13 protein-coding genes are annotated in these 15,386 nt (G+C 45.3%); all 13 read left to right on the top strand.

Features of this window, described 5'->3' with window-relative positions; translation table 11 throughout:
- Nucleotides 1–164 precede the first annotated feature (164 nt).
- The 13 genes from der to T515_RS06890 all read left to right on the top strand — a co-directional run bounded on the left by der (nt 165) and on the right by T515_RS06890 (nt 15,373).
- The gene (gene der, locus T515_RS06950; RefSeq protein ID WP_036609171.1) at nt 165–1,499 is read left to right on the top strand and encodes a ribosome biogenesis GTPase Der; all 1,335 of its coding nucleotides are present in this window, start codon (nt 165–167) and stop codon (nt 1,497–1,499) included.
- Complete coding sequence (locus T515_RS06945) at nt 1,499–2,143, top strand: glycerol-3-phosphate acyltransferase (protein ID WP_036609169.1); 645 nt, start codon at nt 1,499–1,501, stop codon at nt 2,141–2,143. Before der ends, T515_RS06945 begins: the two co-directional genes overlap by 1 nt.
- Before the next feature lie 155 nt (nt 2,144–2,298).
- Nucleotides 2,299–3,306 (top strand): NAD(P)H-dependent glycerol-3-phosphate dehydrogenase, encoded by a 1,008-nt coding sequence (locus T515_RS06940; protein ID WP_036609168.1) that lies wholly within the window; start codon nt 2,299–2,301, stop codon nt 3,304–3,306.
- Between the two features lie 367 nt (nt 3,307–3,673).
- Nucleotides 3,674–4,888, top strand: coding sequence for an ABC transporter substrate-binding protein (locus tag T515_RS06935; RefSeq protein WP_036609166.1), 1,215 nt, complete (start codon nt 3,674–3,676; stop codon nt 4,886–4,888).
- 111 nt (nt 4,889–4,999) lie between these two features.
- Nucleotides 5,000–5,881, top strand: a complete 882-nt coding sequence (locus T515_RS06930) for a branched-chain amino acid ABC transporter permease (protein ID WP_197026408.1) — start codon at nt 5,000–5,002, stop codon at nt 5,879–5,881.
- Between the two features lie 6 nt (nt 5,882–5,887).
- Nucleotides 5,888–6,964 carry a branched-chain amino acid ABC transporter permease gene (locus T515_RS06925; RefSeq protein WP_036609162.1) on the top strand — a complete coding sequence of 359 codons (1,077 nt, stop codon included), beginning with the start codon at nt 5,888–5,890 and terminating at the stop codon, nt 6,962–6,964.
- Between the two features lies 1 nt (nt 6,965).
- Entirely contained in the window at nt 6,966–7,727 is a 762-nt protein-coding gene (locus T515_RS06920) for an ABC transporter ATP-binding protein (RefSeq protein ID WP_036609160.1), read from the top strand.
- A 12-nt stretch (nt 7,728–7,739) separates the two neighbouring features.
- The gene (locus T515_RS06915; RefSeq protein WP_036609158.1) at nt 7,740–8,453 is read left to right on the top strand and encodes an ABC transporter ATP-binding protein; all 714 of its coding nucleotides are present in this window, start codon (nt 7,740–7,742) and stop codon (nt 8,451–8,453) included.
- A 228-nt stretch (nt 8,454–8,681) separates the two neighbouring features.
- Nucleotides 8,682–10,310, top strand: a complete 1,629-nt coding sequence (locus tag T515_RS06910) for an MBL fold metallo-hydrolase (RefSeq protein WP_036609318.1) — start codon at nt 8,682–8,684, stop codon at nt 10,308–10,310.
- 222 nt (nt 10,311–10,532) lie between these two features.
- Nucleotides 10,533–11,102, top strand: a complete 570-nt coding sequence (locus tag T515_RS06905; protein ID WP_036609156.1) for a hypothetical protein — start codon at nt 10,533–10,535, stop codon at nt 11,100–11,102.
- Nucleotides 11,103–11,187: 85 nt separating this feature from the next.
- Nucleotides 11,188–13,890 carry an alanine--tRNA ligase gene (alaS, locus tag T515_RS06900; protein ID WP_036609154.1) on the top strand — a complete coding sequence of 901 codons (2,703 nt, stop codon included), beginning with the start codon at nt 11,188–11,190 and terminating at the stop codon, nt 13,888–13,890.
- Between the two features lie 76 nt (nt 13,891–13,966).
- On the top strand, nt 13,967–14,143 hold the full coding sequence (gene rpsU / locus T515_RS06895) for a 30S ribosomal protein S21 (protein WP_005539624.1): 177 nt from the start codon (nt 13,967–13,969) through the stop codon (nt 14,141–14,143).
- A gap of 186 nt (nt 14,144–14,329) precedes the next feature.
- Nucleotides 14,330–15,373: a PhoH family protein gene (locus T515_RS06890; protein ID WP_051671526.1), complete on the top strand. Its 1,044-nt coding sequence runs from the start codon at nt 14,330–14,332 to the stop codon at nt 15,371–15,373.
- The last annotated feature ends 13 nt before the right edge of the window (nt 15,374–15,386 follow it).

The following is a 15,386-nucleotide window of genomic DNA, read 5'->3' as shown; positions in this document are numbered from 1 at the left end:
AAGCGAGTTTAATGGAAGCCGGCGAAAGCCGGCTTCTTTTTTCGTGATAAGGCTGTCATGCCCTTTCGTCTTCGTGAAAAAACATCATCAATCTTGCTGTTTAGAAGTGCTCGTGTTAAGATATATAAGTTAAAGTGTGTCTATTTACCAGGATAGGTGATTATATGAGAAAAGTTATTGTGGCGGTGGTTGGCCGTCCGAATGTAGGAAAGTCTACATTGTTCAATTTGATTGCAGGTAAGCAGATTTCTATCGTAAAGGATACTCCGGGCGTTACCAGAGACAGAATCTATGCTGATGCGGAGTGGCTTAACTATAAGTTTACTTTAGTTGATACCGGTGGAATCGAACCTGAAACAAAAGATATCATTCTTTCGCAGATGCGCTCACAGGCACAGCTTGCCATTGATACCGCAGATGTGATCCTTTTTGTTACAGATGTAAGAACAGGACTTGTGGATGCGGATTATGAAGTTGCGGATATGCTCAGAAGATCCGGAAAGCCTATCGTGCTTTGCGTAAACAAGGTGGACAGCTTCAAGAAGTTCGGTGATGATATTTACGAGTTCTATAATCTTGGACTTGGAGATCCTATCGGAGTATCCTCCACTAACCAGATGGGCGTAGGTGATCTTCTTGATGAAGTTGTTAAGCATTTCCCTACGGACTCTCTTGAGGATACTGATGATGATTCCATCAAGGTTGCTCTTATCGGAAAGCCGAATGTGGGAAAGAGTTCTGTTGTCAACAAACTTTTGGGACAGAACCGTGTTATAGTTTCCGATGTGGCAGGAACCACAAGAGACGCCATCGATACAAAGATCGTTCATAACGGTAAGGAATATACCTTCATTGATACTGCCGGACTCAGACGTAAGGGCAAGGTTACGGACGATATCGAAAGATATTCAGTTATCCGTACTGTTGCTGCGGTTGACAGAGCAGACATTTGTCTCGTTCTTATCGATGCTACCCAGGGCGTGACTGATGGTGACGCCAATATCGCCGGTATAGCCCACGAGTCGGGAAAGGGTGTCATCATCTGCGTGAACAAGTGGGATGCCATACCGGATAAGACGGACAAGACCATGAATGAGTTTATGGCAAAGCTTAAAGAGAAGTTCGCATACATGCCTTATGCGGAGTATCTTTTCATTTCCGCTGAGACCGGTCAGAGACTTAACAAGATATTTGATCTTGTAGATAAGGTTAGAGAGAGCCAGACCCTTCGTATCCGTACAGGTGTGCTCAATGACATCATGACGAGAGCAACTGCAATGAAGCAGCCCCCAAGTGATAAGGGTAAGAGACTGAAGCTGTTCTACATGACTCAGACTGCAGTAGAACCGCCTACATTTGTTATTTTCGTAAATGATGTTCAGCTGATGCATTTCTCATATACAAGATATATCGAGAATCAGATAAGAGATGCCTTTGGATTTATGGGAACACCGCTTAAATTCCTTATTCGTGAAAGAAAAGGTGGTGAAGAGGAGTAATGGATATTCAGCATATTGTTATAGCTCTTCTGGTAGGATATGTGTTTGGGATGATTCCCAACGGATATCTTTACGGAAAGTCACAGGGAGTTGATATTTATAAGGTGGGGTCCGGTAATCCCGGAAGCACGAACATATCGCGTACCCTCGGGAAAAAAGCCGGTGCCACAGTACTTCTTCTTGACATGGCAAAGACCATAGTACCTATTCTTGTGCTTTGCATGATATGGAAGCCGGTTACGGTGGATGAAACTACCCTTATCATTTTATGGGGAGGACTGGGAGCGGTTCTTGGTCATGATTTCCCTGTTTTTCCCAAGCTTAAGGGCGGAAAGGGTATTGCCTGTTCAGGGGCGCTTATCATCGCCTTTGAGTGGAAGCTTGCCCTGATACTGGTGCTTATATTTCTGGTTGTTGTCAAAACTACAGGCTATGTCAGCGTCGGTTCCATAACGGCAGCAGTCATGTTTTTCGTACTCACTGCGGTATTTGGTTATTTCGGTATGCTTCCCATGTCCATGGGGATTTATCCTATGGTTTTAGCCATAGTGTTTTTTGCCTCTGCCCTTGCTATATGGCAGCATCGCAGCAATATAGACAGGTTGAGAAAGGGAACAGAAAGCAAGTTCCATTTTAAAAAGTAAATTTTATACAGTGGGGTCTTTGGACTGCTCGGTATACAGGAATCTTAGACATAAGATTTTATTCTGACAGAATCCATAGGGATCCCGACAAACAGCACGCCGTATTAATGAGCGTGCTGTTTGTGAATCATGACAATGTTTTTAAAGGAGAGTTTATGAAAACAGCAGTTGTTGGAGCAGGAACCTGGGGTACGGCGCTGGCTATACTTCTTATTCACAATGGACATGAGGTTACACTTTGGACCAGATCTTCAGACAGTGCAGAGGAGATGTCAAGGACCAGAAGGCAGAAAAACCTTCCGGAAGCGGTTTTACAGAATGAAATGATCATTACATCGGATATTCATGAAGCTCTTACGGATAAAGATATGATTGTTCTTGCTGTTCCGTCCATTTATGTAAGAGAGACAGCTAAACGTATGGCGCCTTTTGTTCGTCACGGGCAGGTTATAGTCTCTGTATCCAAAGGCATCGAAGGCGATTCTTTGAAGACCATGTCGGATATTATAGAAGATGAGATTCCTCAGGCTGATGTTGCGGTTCTGTCAGGACCGAGTCATGCTGAGGAGGTATCGAGATTTATTCCTACTACTATAGTTACCGGGGCGAGATCTGAAAAAACAGCCAGATTTATTCAGGACACTTTTATGAGTGATTGTTTCAGAGTTTATATTAATCCCGATATCAAAGGCATAGAAATAGGCGGAGCTCTGAAAAATGTTGTTGCTCTTGCGGCCGGAATTGCTGATGGCCTCGGGTATGGTGACAACAGCAAAGCAGCACTGATCACAAGAGGCATTGCTGAGATCACAAGACTCGGAGTGAAAATGGGCTGTGATATCGAAACCTTTCAGGGGCTCAGCGGCATAGGAGATCTCATAGTCACCTGTGCTTCCATGCATTCGAGAAACAGAAGAGCCGGTATACTCATAGGAAAGGGAAAGTCTTATCAGGAGGCTATGACAGAGGTTGGCCAGGTTGTTGAGGGAGTATATGCTGCGAAGGCGGCCAGACAGCTTGCAGATAAGTATAATGTGACCATGCCTATCGTTTCAGAAATAAATGAGGTGCTGTTCGGCAACAAATCAGCGGAGGAGGCTGTTAAAGACCTTATGCTGAGAGACAGAAGGATAGAGAATTCAGGACTTAAGTTTGACAGATGAATTGAGCTGCGTTTATATTGCATATAACTCACGGTTATCAAACATTAAAATATGTTGATTAGATGTTATAAAAGCGATTGACTAAGCATACTCCCTTTTAATATAATCAAACCATCAAATCGGTTGTGGATGAGAAGGACTTTTATAGCCTGAGCTAAGTTATATCAAAAATTTTATTCAGGCTTTACGGTTATATAAAACACAAAGTATGTCGACTCATATTTTGAAACATGACTCTTTAAAAGCCAGCTCATAAGCAACAGAAATACGTGGATGAGAGATGATCATCCGCCACATGTTTTCAACCTCTGATTGAGAAACATTTCAGAGACTGATGACTACCTATTAAAGTGGGAGGGGAAATAAAATGAAAAGATTATTAAGCTTGGTTTTAACAGGTGCTATGGCTGTTTCACTTGCGGCATGCGGTTCATCGGGTTCAGGCTCAACTGCTTCTACAACAGCGGCAGCTTCAGGTGATAAGACAGAGACAGCAGCTGCTTCAGGTTCATCAGATGCCACATGGAAGTTCGGTTCACAAGGACCTCTTACAGGCGGTGCGGCAGTATACGGTACAGCAGTTGTCAATGGCACAAAGGTTGCTGTTGATGAGATCAATGCAGCCGGTGGTATCAACGGTTATCAGATAGAGTTCCAGTCAGCTGATGACGAGCATGATCAGGAGAAGGCTATCAATGCCTACAACTCACTTAAGGACTGGGGTATGCAGGTACTTATCGGACCTACAACATCAGCACCTACAATTGCAGTTGGCTCAGAAGCAGTAAACGATAATCTGTTTATGATCACTCCTTCAGGTTCGGCAGTTGACTGTACAAAGCCTGCCAATGCTTACAGAGTATGCTTCTCTGATCCGGCACAGGGCGCCAAGTCAGCTCAGTACATCGGTGAGCACAAGCTGGCAACAAAGGTTGCTGTTCTCTATGATTCTTCAGACGTTTATTCAAGCGGAATCTACGAGTCATTCGTTGCAGAGGCTGCAAATCAGGGCATCGAGGTAGTTGATACAGAGCAGTTCACAGCTGATTCAAAGACAGACTTCTCAACACAGCTTCAGAAGATGCAGGCATCAGGCGCTGAGCTCGCATTCCTTCCATTCTACTACACAGAGGCTGCTCTTGTTCTTAAGCAGGCAGATTCAATGGGCTTCAAGCCTGTATTCTTCGGAGTGGACGGTATGGATGGTATCCTTGATCTTGATAACTTCGATACTTCACTTGCTGAAGGTCTCATGCTTCTTACACCTTTCTCAGCAGATGCTGATGATGACGCAACAAAGAACTTCGTTGCAAAGTATGAGGAAGCTTACGGCAGCACACCTATCCAGTTCGCAGCAGATGCTTACGATGCAGTATATATCGTGAAGGCTGCAGCAGAGGCTGCAAATCTTACACCTGACAAGTCGGTTGACGAAATCGGTACAGCGCTTGAGGAGCAGATGAAGAGCCTCAAGTACGATGGTATCACAGGTGCAGAGATGACCTGGGATGACAATGGTGATGTTGATAAGGAGCCCAAGGCTGTAGTTATCAAGGATGGCGTTTACGTATCAGCAGAGTAAGAATGGCTTTCTAAGATACATTCTGATACAACATCAGTATAAGTTTTAAGCTTAAGGGGGGCTGCTAAAAAAAGCCCCCTATTTTTTCATTAATGAAGAGGTAACAAGATGATGAGTTTTATTTCGTATCTGCTCAATGGCCTTAGCCTTGGATCGGTGTATGCGATCATAGCTCTTGGCTATACGATGGTATACGGCATCGCGAAAATGCTTAACTTTGCCCATGGCGACATCCTCATGGTTGGCGGCTATGCGGCTTTTATCGCGTTTAACAGTATGGGACTTCCTGTGGTCGTCGCCATACCGGTGAGCATGGTGGTGTGTACATTGCTGGGCATCACTATCGAAAAAATAGCGTACAAACCTCTTCGTAAGGCAAATTCACTTTCTGTACTTATCACGGCTATAGGTGTTTCCTATCTGCTTCAGAATCTTGCACAGATCATCTTTACCGCAAACCCCAAGAGCTTCAGTTCTTTTGTAGGTATGAAGCCGGTTAAACTTGCGGATGGACAGCTCACCATCTCAGGAGAAACCATAGTTACTATAGTGACCTGCGTTGTTATCGTAGTGGGACTTGTTACTTTCATCAACAAGACAAAGGCCGGACAGGCCATGCTGGCAGTTTCCGAGGACAAGGGCGCAGCCACTCTTATGGGAGTTGACGTAAACGGAACCATATCACTGACATTCGCCATCGGTTCTGCACTTGCAGCCATCGGCGGCATACTTCTTTGCTCTGCATACCCGACACTCACACCGACAACAGGTGCCATGCCCGGTATCAAGGCATTCGTTGCAGCCGTACTTGGCGGAATAGGTTCCATTCCGGGAGCCTTTATCGGCGGAATCATTCTGGGAGTTCTGGAAAACCTTGCCAAGGCTTATATATCTTCAAAACTTTCGGACGCCATCGTATTTTCTGTGCTTATCATCGTGCTTTTGGTTAAGCCTACAGGAATTCTCGGTAAGAAGATCATGGAGAAAGTGTGATATCAGATGAATAAAGTTAATGCTGAAAAACAGAAGATCACAAGAAGCAATCTCATCACCTTCGGGATGGTCATCATCGCTTATGTGATTGTAGAGATAATGCTTAAGACGGGAAACATTAGCTCTCTTTTTAAGGGACTTCTGGTTCCGCTTTGTATATATTCCATCCTTGCGGTGAGCCTCAATCTCGTTGTAGGTATCTCCGGTGAACTGTCGCTGGGTCATGCCGGATTCATGTGTGTCGGTGCCTTCACAAGTGCCACCTGGTCGATGCTTATGTCAGGATCGGCCATGCCTGCGGGACTGAGATTCTTTATTGCTATAGTGATAGGAGCAGTCAGCGCTGCATTTTTCGGATTCATCATCGGAATCCCTGTACTGAGACTCAAAGGCGATTATCTTGCCATAGTCACACTTGCTTTCGGTGAGATCATCAAGAATCTTGTTAATGCTTTGTACTTTGGAGTAGATGCCAGGGGAGCACATTTTTCACTTGAGGACAGCATGCACCTCAACATGGAGGGCGGAGACATCATCATAAAGGGTGCTCAGGGTATCACAGGAACCCCCAAGAACTCAAACTTTACAATAGGTGTGGTTCTTCTTATCGTGGCACTTTTTATAGTTCTCAATCTTATAAATTCAAGAACCGGACGTGCAATTATGGCCATCAGAGACAACAGAATCGCAGCAGAGTCTGTCGGTCTTAATGTGACAAAGTTTAAGCTTCTGGCTTTCACAATTTCCGCAGCAATTGCGGGAGTAGGCGGTGTGCTTTATGCTCACAACTTAAGCTCACTTCAGGCTCTTCCCAAGAACTTCGGTTACAACCAGTCCATCATGATTCTCGTATTTGTGGTTATGGGAGGTATCGGAAATATCCGGGGCTCAGTGGTTGCGGCGGTTGTACTTACAGTACTTCCTGAGCTTCTCAGAGGCCTCAGCGATTATCGTATGCTTATTTATGCGATAGTTCTTATCCTCATGATGCTCTTCACATCGGCTCCGTCATGGATACAGTATCGTGAAAGAATTCTCATGAGCTTCAAGAAGAATAAGACAGAAAGAAAGGAGAAGGATTGATATGGCTGCAATGCTTAAAGTAGACAGTCTGGGAATCTCCTTTGGCGGACTAAAGGCGGTTGACAATTTTAATGTTGAGATAGAAAAGAACGAGCTTTACGGACTTATCGGTCCTAACGGTGCAGGAAAGACTACGGTATTCAACCTTCTTACCGGAGTTTACAAGCCTACAAGCGGTCAGATATCTCTTGACGGAGACATTATCACAGGACTGGACTGCGAGGCTATAAGTAAAAAGGGTATCGCCAGAACCTTCCAGAATATCCGTCTTTTCTCGCAGCTTTCTGTTCTTGATAATGTTAAAGTCGGACTTCATAACAATCATGGATACTCGACTCTGGATGGCATTTTCAGAACACCAAAGTTCCGTAAAGTAGAGAAGGAAATGGATGAGAGAGCCATGGAACTTCTCGGTGTATTTGAACTGGAAGATTACTGCACCTACAAGGCATCGAACCTTCCTTACGGTCAGCAGAGAAAACTGGAGATAGCAAGAGCGCTTGCCACCGGGCCAAAGCTTCTTCTCCTTGATGAGCCTGCTGCCGGCATGAACCCCAACGAGACAGAAGAACTTATGAACACCATAAGACTTGTAAGAGATAAGTTTGACATGACTATCCTTCTTATTGAGCATGATATGAAGCTTGTATCAGGTATCTGCGACAGACTGACGGTACTCAATTTCGGACAGGTACTGAAGCAGGGCAATACCCAGGATGTGCTGCATGACCCTGAGGTTGTTAAGGCATATCTCGGTGACTAAGGAGGAAACGAAATGAGCGTAATGCTGGATGTAAAAGATCTTAATGTATATTATGGCATGATTCATGCACTTAAGGGCGTTTCCTTCCACGTTGACAAGGGAGAGATCGTTACTCTTATCGGTGCCAACGGCGCCGGAAAAACCACAACGCTTCAGACTATCACGGGACTTATCCAGTCAAGATCCGGAAGCGTAATGTATAACGGAAAGGATATCACCCATACACCGGGACATCAGCTTGTGTCTGACGGACTTGCCCATGTTCCTGAGGGAAGAAGAGTTTTCGCCACATTGTCTGTATATCAGAATCTGATGCTGGGGGCCTACACCCGTAAGGACAAGGAGGGCATCGAGGCTACACTTAAAACTGTTTATGAACACTTCCCGAGACTTCTGGAACGCAAGAACCAGATGGCCGGAACATTATCGGGAGGCGAGCAGCAGATGCTTGCCATGGGAAGAGCCCTTATGAGCAATCCTGAAATGGTGGTTCTTGATGAGCCGTCTATGGGACTTTCTCCGATTTATGTTAATGAAATCTTCAATATCATTGAGAAGATACATGAGTCGGGAGTTACGGTTCTTCTGGTTGAGCAGAATGCCAATAAGGCGCTGTCCATCGCAGATCGTGCCTATGTTCTTGAAACCGGAAAGATAACCATTGAGGGTGCCGCTCAGGATCTTGCAAATGATCCGAAGGTCAAGGCGGCATATCTGTCGGAGTAATGCAAAATATTTTCAAAAATAATACAGAAAAGAAAAAACATTCTAAATTAAATCCGGAAAAGTAGAATTCAAAAAACTCTGTTGATATAATAAAAGTATCAGCAGAGTTTTTTTATTATGAGGACATGAAGCTCTGCGTAGTTCGTGGTTAATTAGAAAACAAAGCGAAGAAGAGTTCTTATGGGAGGGAGAAACAAAGAAGATCATCGCTTTACATCGGAGGTGAACATGAAGCTATATTTTATCGGAGCAGATCATGAAGTAACCGGTTCACTGCATTATCTTCATGCGGCAGGACTTAAGATACTTATAGACTGCGGTATGCAGCAGGGAACGAAGCATTATGAAAATGCACCCCTGCCTATAAAGTATTCTGATGTGGATTATATCCTTTTGACTCATGCCCATATCGATCATTCCGGCATGATTCCCTATGCATACAAAAACGGATTTCATGGAACGGTGATCACCACCAGAGCCACAGAGGATCTGGCCAATATCATGCTGAGAGATTCCGCTCATATTCAGATGCAGGAAGTGGAGTACAGGAACAGAAAGGGCCGGAGGGCCGGAATTGAAGATGTGGTTCCCATGTATGATCTCAATGATGTCAACGGTGTTCTGGATCATTTTCAGGGAGTGGACTATAACAAGGTTGTAGAGCTCAATGACGGTGTGAAAATACGTTTTACTGATGCGGGACATCTTTTGGGATCTGCCTCCATCGAGGTTATGATCAGAGAGAACGGAGTTTCAAAGAAAATTGTATTTTCGGGAGATCTCGGGAATTCAGATAAACCTCTCATAAGAGATCCCCAGTATATAAGGGATGCGGATTATGTTGTTATGGAATCCACCTACGGCGACAGACTGCATGACAGGACCGTGGATCATGTGGCTGATCTTGTGAATATCACTCAGAGGACACTGGACAGAGGCGGCAATGTGGTCATCCCGGCATTTGCGGTTGGAAGAACCCAGGAGCTTCTTTATCTATACAGACAGATAAAGTCCAACAAGCTCATAAAGGGTCACGGGGATTTTCCGGTATACGTAGACAGCCCTCTTGCTGTTGAAGCGACCCACGTTTTTACAAGGAATCTTGCGGATTGTTACGATGATGAGACCAAAGAGCTGGTACTCAGCGGAATCAATCCTATAGCCTTTAAGGGACTTAATCTTTCCATAACCTCGGAAGAATCAAAGATCATAAATTTTGATGAGACTCCCAAGGTAATCATTTCCGCATCGGGTATGTGTGATGCCGGACGTATACGTCATCATATAAAGTACAATCTGTGGAAGCCTGCCTCAACCATAGTTTTTGCCGGATATCAGGCGGAGGGTACTCTCGGAAGAATACTTCTGGATGGCGCAGAAAGCGTCAAGATGTTCGGGGATGAGATAGCTGTAAGGGCGGAGATAGCCAGAATGCCTGCCATGTCCTCCCATGCGGATCAGGAAAGCCTCCTTAAGTGGATCTCGGCCTACGATCTCAACAGACCTGACAGAGTGTTCCTGGTGCATGGCGATGACGGCTCCATGAAGGTGCTGTCAGAGCTTATACATGAAAAGCTCGGATATACGGTAGACTGCCCGTATTCGGGTTCTGTGTTTAATCTTGCATCAAATCAATGGGAGATCGTCGGAGAGCCTGTGGAAGTGATAAAGGCAGTGGAGTATTCTTCCAGCGGCATACCGGGAAGGAGGAAGTCTTCGGATGCGGCCTTCGACAGACTTATGTCTGCTTACAACAAGCTTCTTGTGGCCATCAAAGCGAACTATGGAGGAGCCAACAAGGACCTCGGAAAGTTTACGGATCAGATTCTGAATCTCTACGACAAGTGGATAAGATGACTTTTGTGTCATTTAGTGTGTTTCGGCTCCTGCGCTATGCGCAGGGGCTTTTAAAATTCAGGGAAATGTAATACTATGACATAAGTGCCATAGAGAGCACGTAAGGACGCTTTTTGCGGCCCGGGAGTGCGAAATGCGGGAGAATCGTGAGAGCGCTTTGCGCGGAAGGATTCGATGTCGACTGTTGGTGCCCGCATCACTATTTATCGAAAGGCTTGATTTATGCTGAACAGAATTTCAAAGAGAACCCTTTGGGGGATTATGGTGCTGTGCCTTGTGTGTACCATCATCACATTGGGAATTAAGATAGTGCTGAAAAACAAACTTGCCGACTATGAGGCAGGCAGGCAGAATACCGTAGTGCAGGCGGAAACGGCAGAGCAGTTTATAGTTGCAACGGTGGAAGAAAAAGCGGAAGAAAGTGAAAAGGATCCTGCCGGAAAATATGAGACCCGCTTTAAGGAAATAGATGAGCTGTATGAGCGCATGACAGGCAGAGGCCAGGACATGGGACTGAAGGATGATTACAATAGAGTCTCTGAGCTTTGGGACCGGGAGCTGAGAGCCCTTACCGATGATATATCTGCCGGGATGACGGAGTGGGAAAAGAAAGAGTTCTTTGACTCTGAAAATACCTTTCTTGTTTCCAGAAATCATGAATGTATGAAGGTGGTGGGACATAACAAGGTCAGTGTTATGGAGGAAATAGACTACCTGGACAGGTACATAAAGCTCACAAGAGAGCATTGTACGGACCTTGTTAAAGATTATGCATCCTATCTTGCAAGTTAAAAATCGCTGTGGTATATTTTACAAGTTAATGTCCATTATGCCGTAAATGGCTTAATTTATTTCATAGACACGAGGAGATATTAAAATGCAGTACAGAGGCGTAAATGAATTACGTGAACTGTTCCTTAGCTTCTTTGAGGAGAAGGGATGCTTACGCTTAAACAGTTTCTCACTGGTTCCGCATAATGACAATTCATTGCTCATTATCAATTCAGGTATGGCACCGATGAAGCCATGGTTCACCGGTCAGGAGATTCCTCCAAGACGCAGAGTCACAACATGTCAGAAGTGTATCCGTACAGGAGATCTTGAGAACGTAGGTAAGACAGCTCGTCACGGCACATATTTTGAGATGCTCGGAAACTTCTCATTCGGAGATTATTTTAAGAAAGAAGCTATTCCATGGGCATGGGAGTTCCTCACAGAGAGAGTCGGACTCGATCCTGAGAGACTTTATCCGTCAGTTTATGTTGATGATGAAGAAGCATACAACATCTGGCTTAATGATATGCATATTCCTGCTGAGCGAATCTATAAGTTCGGTAAGGAAGATAACTTCTGGGAGCATGGTTCAGGTCCTTGCGGTCCATGTTCAGAGATCTACTACGATCGTGGAGAAAAGTACGGAAACGGCCCTGAAGACGTAATGGGTGGAGAAGGCGATCGTTTCATGGAAGTATGGAACATCGTATTCAGCCAGTTCAACAACGATGGCGAGAATCATTACACTGATCTTGCACAGAAGAACATCGATACAGGTATGGGTCTTGAGAGACTTGCGGTAGCTGTTCAGGATGTGGCATCTATTTTTGATGTAGACACACTTAAGAGCCTTAGAGATCTTATCTGTGAGATCTCCGGCGGTATCGAGTATGACAAGCCTGAGACACATGAGTCTGATATTTCGGTTCGTATCATCACAGATCACTCACGTTCCATGACATTCATGATCTCTGACGGTATCATGCCTTCAAACAACGGACGAGGCTATGTACTTCGCCGTATCATCCGTCGTGCTGTACGTCACGGAAGAAAGCTTGGTATCAAGGGTTCATTCCTTCCTACACTTGTTGAGAGGGTTATCGAGACATCAAAGGACGGTTATCCTGAACTTGATGAAAAGAGAGATTTTATTCTCAGCGTAGTTAAGGCTGAGGAGGAGAAGTTTGAAAAGACTTATGAGCAGGGTATGGAGATCCTCGAGGAGATGGAGGCATCTCTGTCTGCATCAGGCAAGAAGGTGCTTTCCGGTGAGGATGCATTCAAGCTTTATGATACATACGGCTTCCCTGTAGACAATACAAAGGAAATCCTTGAGGAGAAGGGCTTCACTGTTGACGAAGAGGGCTTCAAGGCAGCCATGGAGCAGCAGAAGAAGCAGGGACGTAAGGACAGACTTGAGTCAGGTAAGATGTCAGAGTACAGCGGACACGCTGCAACAGTTTATGACGAACTTGATCCTGAGATAAGCTGTTCATTCGACGGTTATGATAAGCTTTCCATGGAGAGCAAGGTTGTTTCCATGATTTCTCTCGGAGATGAAGAGGCTCTGGTAGAGGCACTTTCCGATGGTGAGGAAGGCGCTATCATCACAGAGGAGACACCTTTCTACGGAACCATGGGCGGTCAGGTCGGAGATACCGGTCTTATCGTTCTCGGAGCAGAGGACAAGGATGCTTCAGCCCTTGGTAAGGGAGCAGCAGTTTTCGAAGTAAAGAAGACTGAGCACGTTGGCGGAAACAAGATCGCTCACATCGGTGCTATGAAGAGCGGTATGATCAAGCTTAACGATGTGGTAACTCTTAAGGTGGATGCAGAGAACCGTATGTCTACCTGCAGAAACCACTCAGCTACACACCTTCTTCAGAAGGCACTCCGTGAAGTTCTGGGAACTCACGTAGAGCAGGCAGGTTCATACCAGGATGCAGGCAGAACAAGATTTGACTTCTCACACTTCCAGGCTATGACAAAGGAAGAACTCAAGAAGGTTGAGGATATCGTTAATGAGAAGATCCGTGAGGGACTTTCTGTAAGAACAGATGTCATGACTCTTGAAGAGGCCAAGAAGTCAGGCGCTATGGCACTTTTCGGCGAGAAGTACGGCGCTGAGGTCAGAGTTGTACGTATGGGTGATTTCTCCGTAGAGCTTTGCGGCGGTACTCACGTTGAGAATACACTTCAAATCGGTCAGTTTAAGATCATAAGTGAGTCCGGTGTTGCAGCAGGCGTAAGACGTATAGAAGCTCTTACAGGCGAGAATGTCCGCAAGTACTATGAGAACCTTGAAAAGGAAATCAATGGGGCTTGTGAGCTTGTTAAGGCAACACCTGCAACACTTGCAGAGCATATCAGGTCTCTCCAGAAGGAATTAAAGGAGCTTAAGAGCGAGAACGAGGCTCTTAAGAGCAAGGAGGCAAAGAACGCCCTGGGCAATGTAATGGATAATGTTACAGAGATCAACGGTGTTAAGTTCCTTGCAGCACATGTAGCAGGCGTAGATATGAACGAGCTTCGTAATCTTGGTGATGATCTCAAGGTGAAGCTTCAGGAAGGCGTTGTTCTCCTTATTTCCGATAAGGACGGCAAGGTTTCCATGGTGGCTATGGCAACGGATGCTGCTGTTAAGGCAGGAGCTCATGCAGGAAATCTCATCAAGCTTGTGGCACCTATCCTTGGCGGTGGCGGCGGCGGACGTCCTAACATGGCTCAGGCCGGCGGTAAGGATGCTTCCAGGATCGATGAGGCTATTGCAAAGGCCGGTGAAGTTATCAGGGAGCAGATCAAGTAAAAAAATGCTTGACGCACACGAATTGTGTGTTATAATAAATCAGAGTTTGTACCCGAAGGGAGGTTTGGGTTTCAGCATGTCAAATGTTATCGTAAAAGAGAACGAGTCTCTGGACAGTGCATTACGTAGATTCAAGAGAAACTGCGCTAAGGCCGGCATTCAGCAGGAGATTCGCAAGAGAGAACATTACGAGAAGCCATCTGTAAGACGCAAGAAGAAGTCTGAAGCAGCTAGAAAGCGTAAGTTCAACTAATCGTAAATAGATGATTAATGTAGCCCTGATTCAGAAATGACTCAGGGCTTTCTTCGTATACGAGACACAGCCGCCAATACCGTTCCGGGAGGCCTTTCTCGAAATAAGCGAGAAGTCTTCGGCGGGAAATGGTCTGTGTCGATTTTGACGTTCAAGTTATACTTAACATTGTGGAGGAGATATTTCTTGGCAACAGTAGAAGCAATCATGGACATTCCCATGGAGCATGAGCAGAATGTGCTCGGTCAGTTAGACAGCAACATAAAAAAGATAGAGAGATCGTTCAATGTTACGATCATCGATCGAAACGGCGTACTTAAAATAATAGGCGAAGAGTCTGATGCCGAGAAAGCAAAGGAAGTTATAAAGAAGCTCCTTCAGCTAAGCCAGCGAGGCAATACCATCACTGAGCAGAACGTGGATTATGCGATTTCTCTCAGCTTTACGGAAAAAATAAGAGGCAATGACATTATCGAGATAGATAAGGATATACTTGCAAGAACCTCTCTCGGTAAGCCTGTAAAGCCGAAGACCCTGGGGCAGAAGGAATATGTTGATGCCATAAGGAACAACATGATCACCTTCGGAATCGGACCTGCAGGTACCGGAAAGACGTATCTCGGTATGGCCATGGCCATAACTGCTTTCCGCCAGCAGGAGGTTCAGCGTATCATCCTTACGAGACCTGCCATAGAAGCCGGAGAAAAGCTTGGTTTTTTGCCCGGAGATCTCCAGTCCAAGGTGGATCCTTATATGAGACCTGTATATGATGCCCTTTATTCCATCATGGGTGCTGAGCAGTATCAGTCAAATTCCGAAAAGGGACTTATAGAGGTGGCTCCCCTTGCCTATATGAGAGGAAGAACCCTTGATAATTCCTACATTATCCTTGATGAGGCCCAGAATACAACCCCGGCACAGATGAAGATGTTCCTTACCCGTATAGGTTTCGGTTCCAAGGTTATCATCACCGGTGATCTCACCCAGAAGGATCTTGAGGAGGGTAAGAAGTCAGGTCTTGAGGATGCCATGAGGGTACTTAAGGGAGTTGAAGGAATTGAGTTCGTTCAGCTCACCAGCGCGGATGTTGTGAGACATCCTCTGGTTCAGCGTATAGTAAACGCATACGAGAGGGATGAGGAAAAGCGCGCAAAAAGAGCTAAGCAGCGTGAAATGTCTTCACGTAATTTCGGTGAGCACAGAAATGAGAACAGACATAAGGATTACTGATTGGTCTTACTTC

It is taken from the genome of Oribacterium sp. P6A1 (assembly GCF_000702885.1).
GTDB lineage: Bacteria > Bacillota > Clostridia > Lachnospirales > Lachnospiraceae > Oribacterium.
Note: the sequence above shows the minus strand (reverse complement) of the source record. Positions and strands in the feature narration are given on the sequence as shown.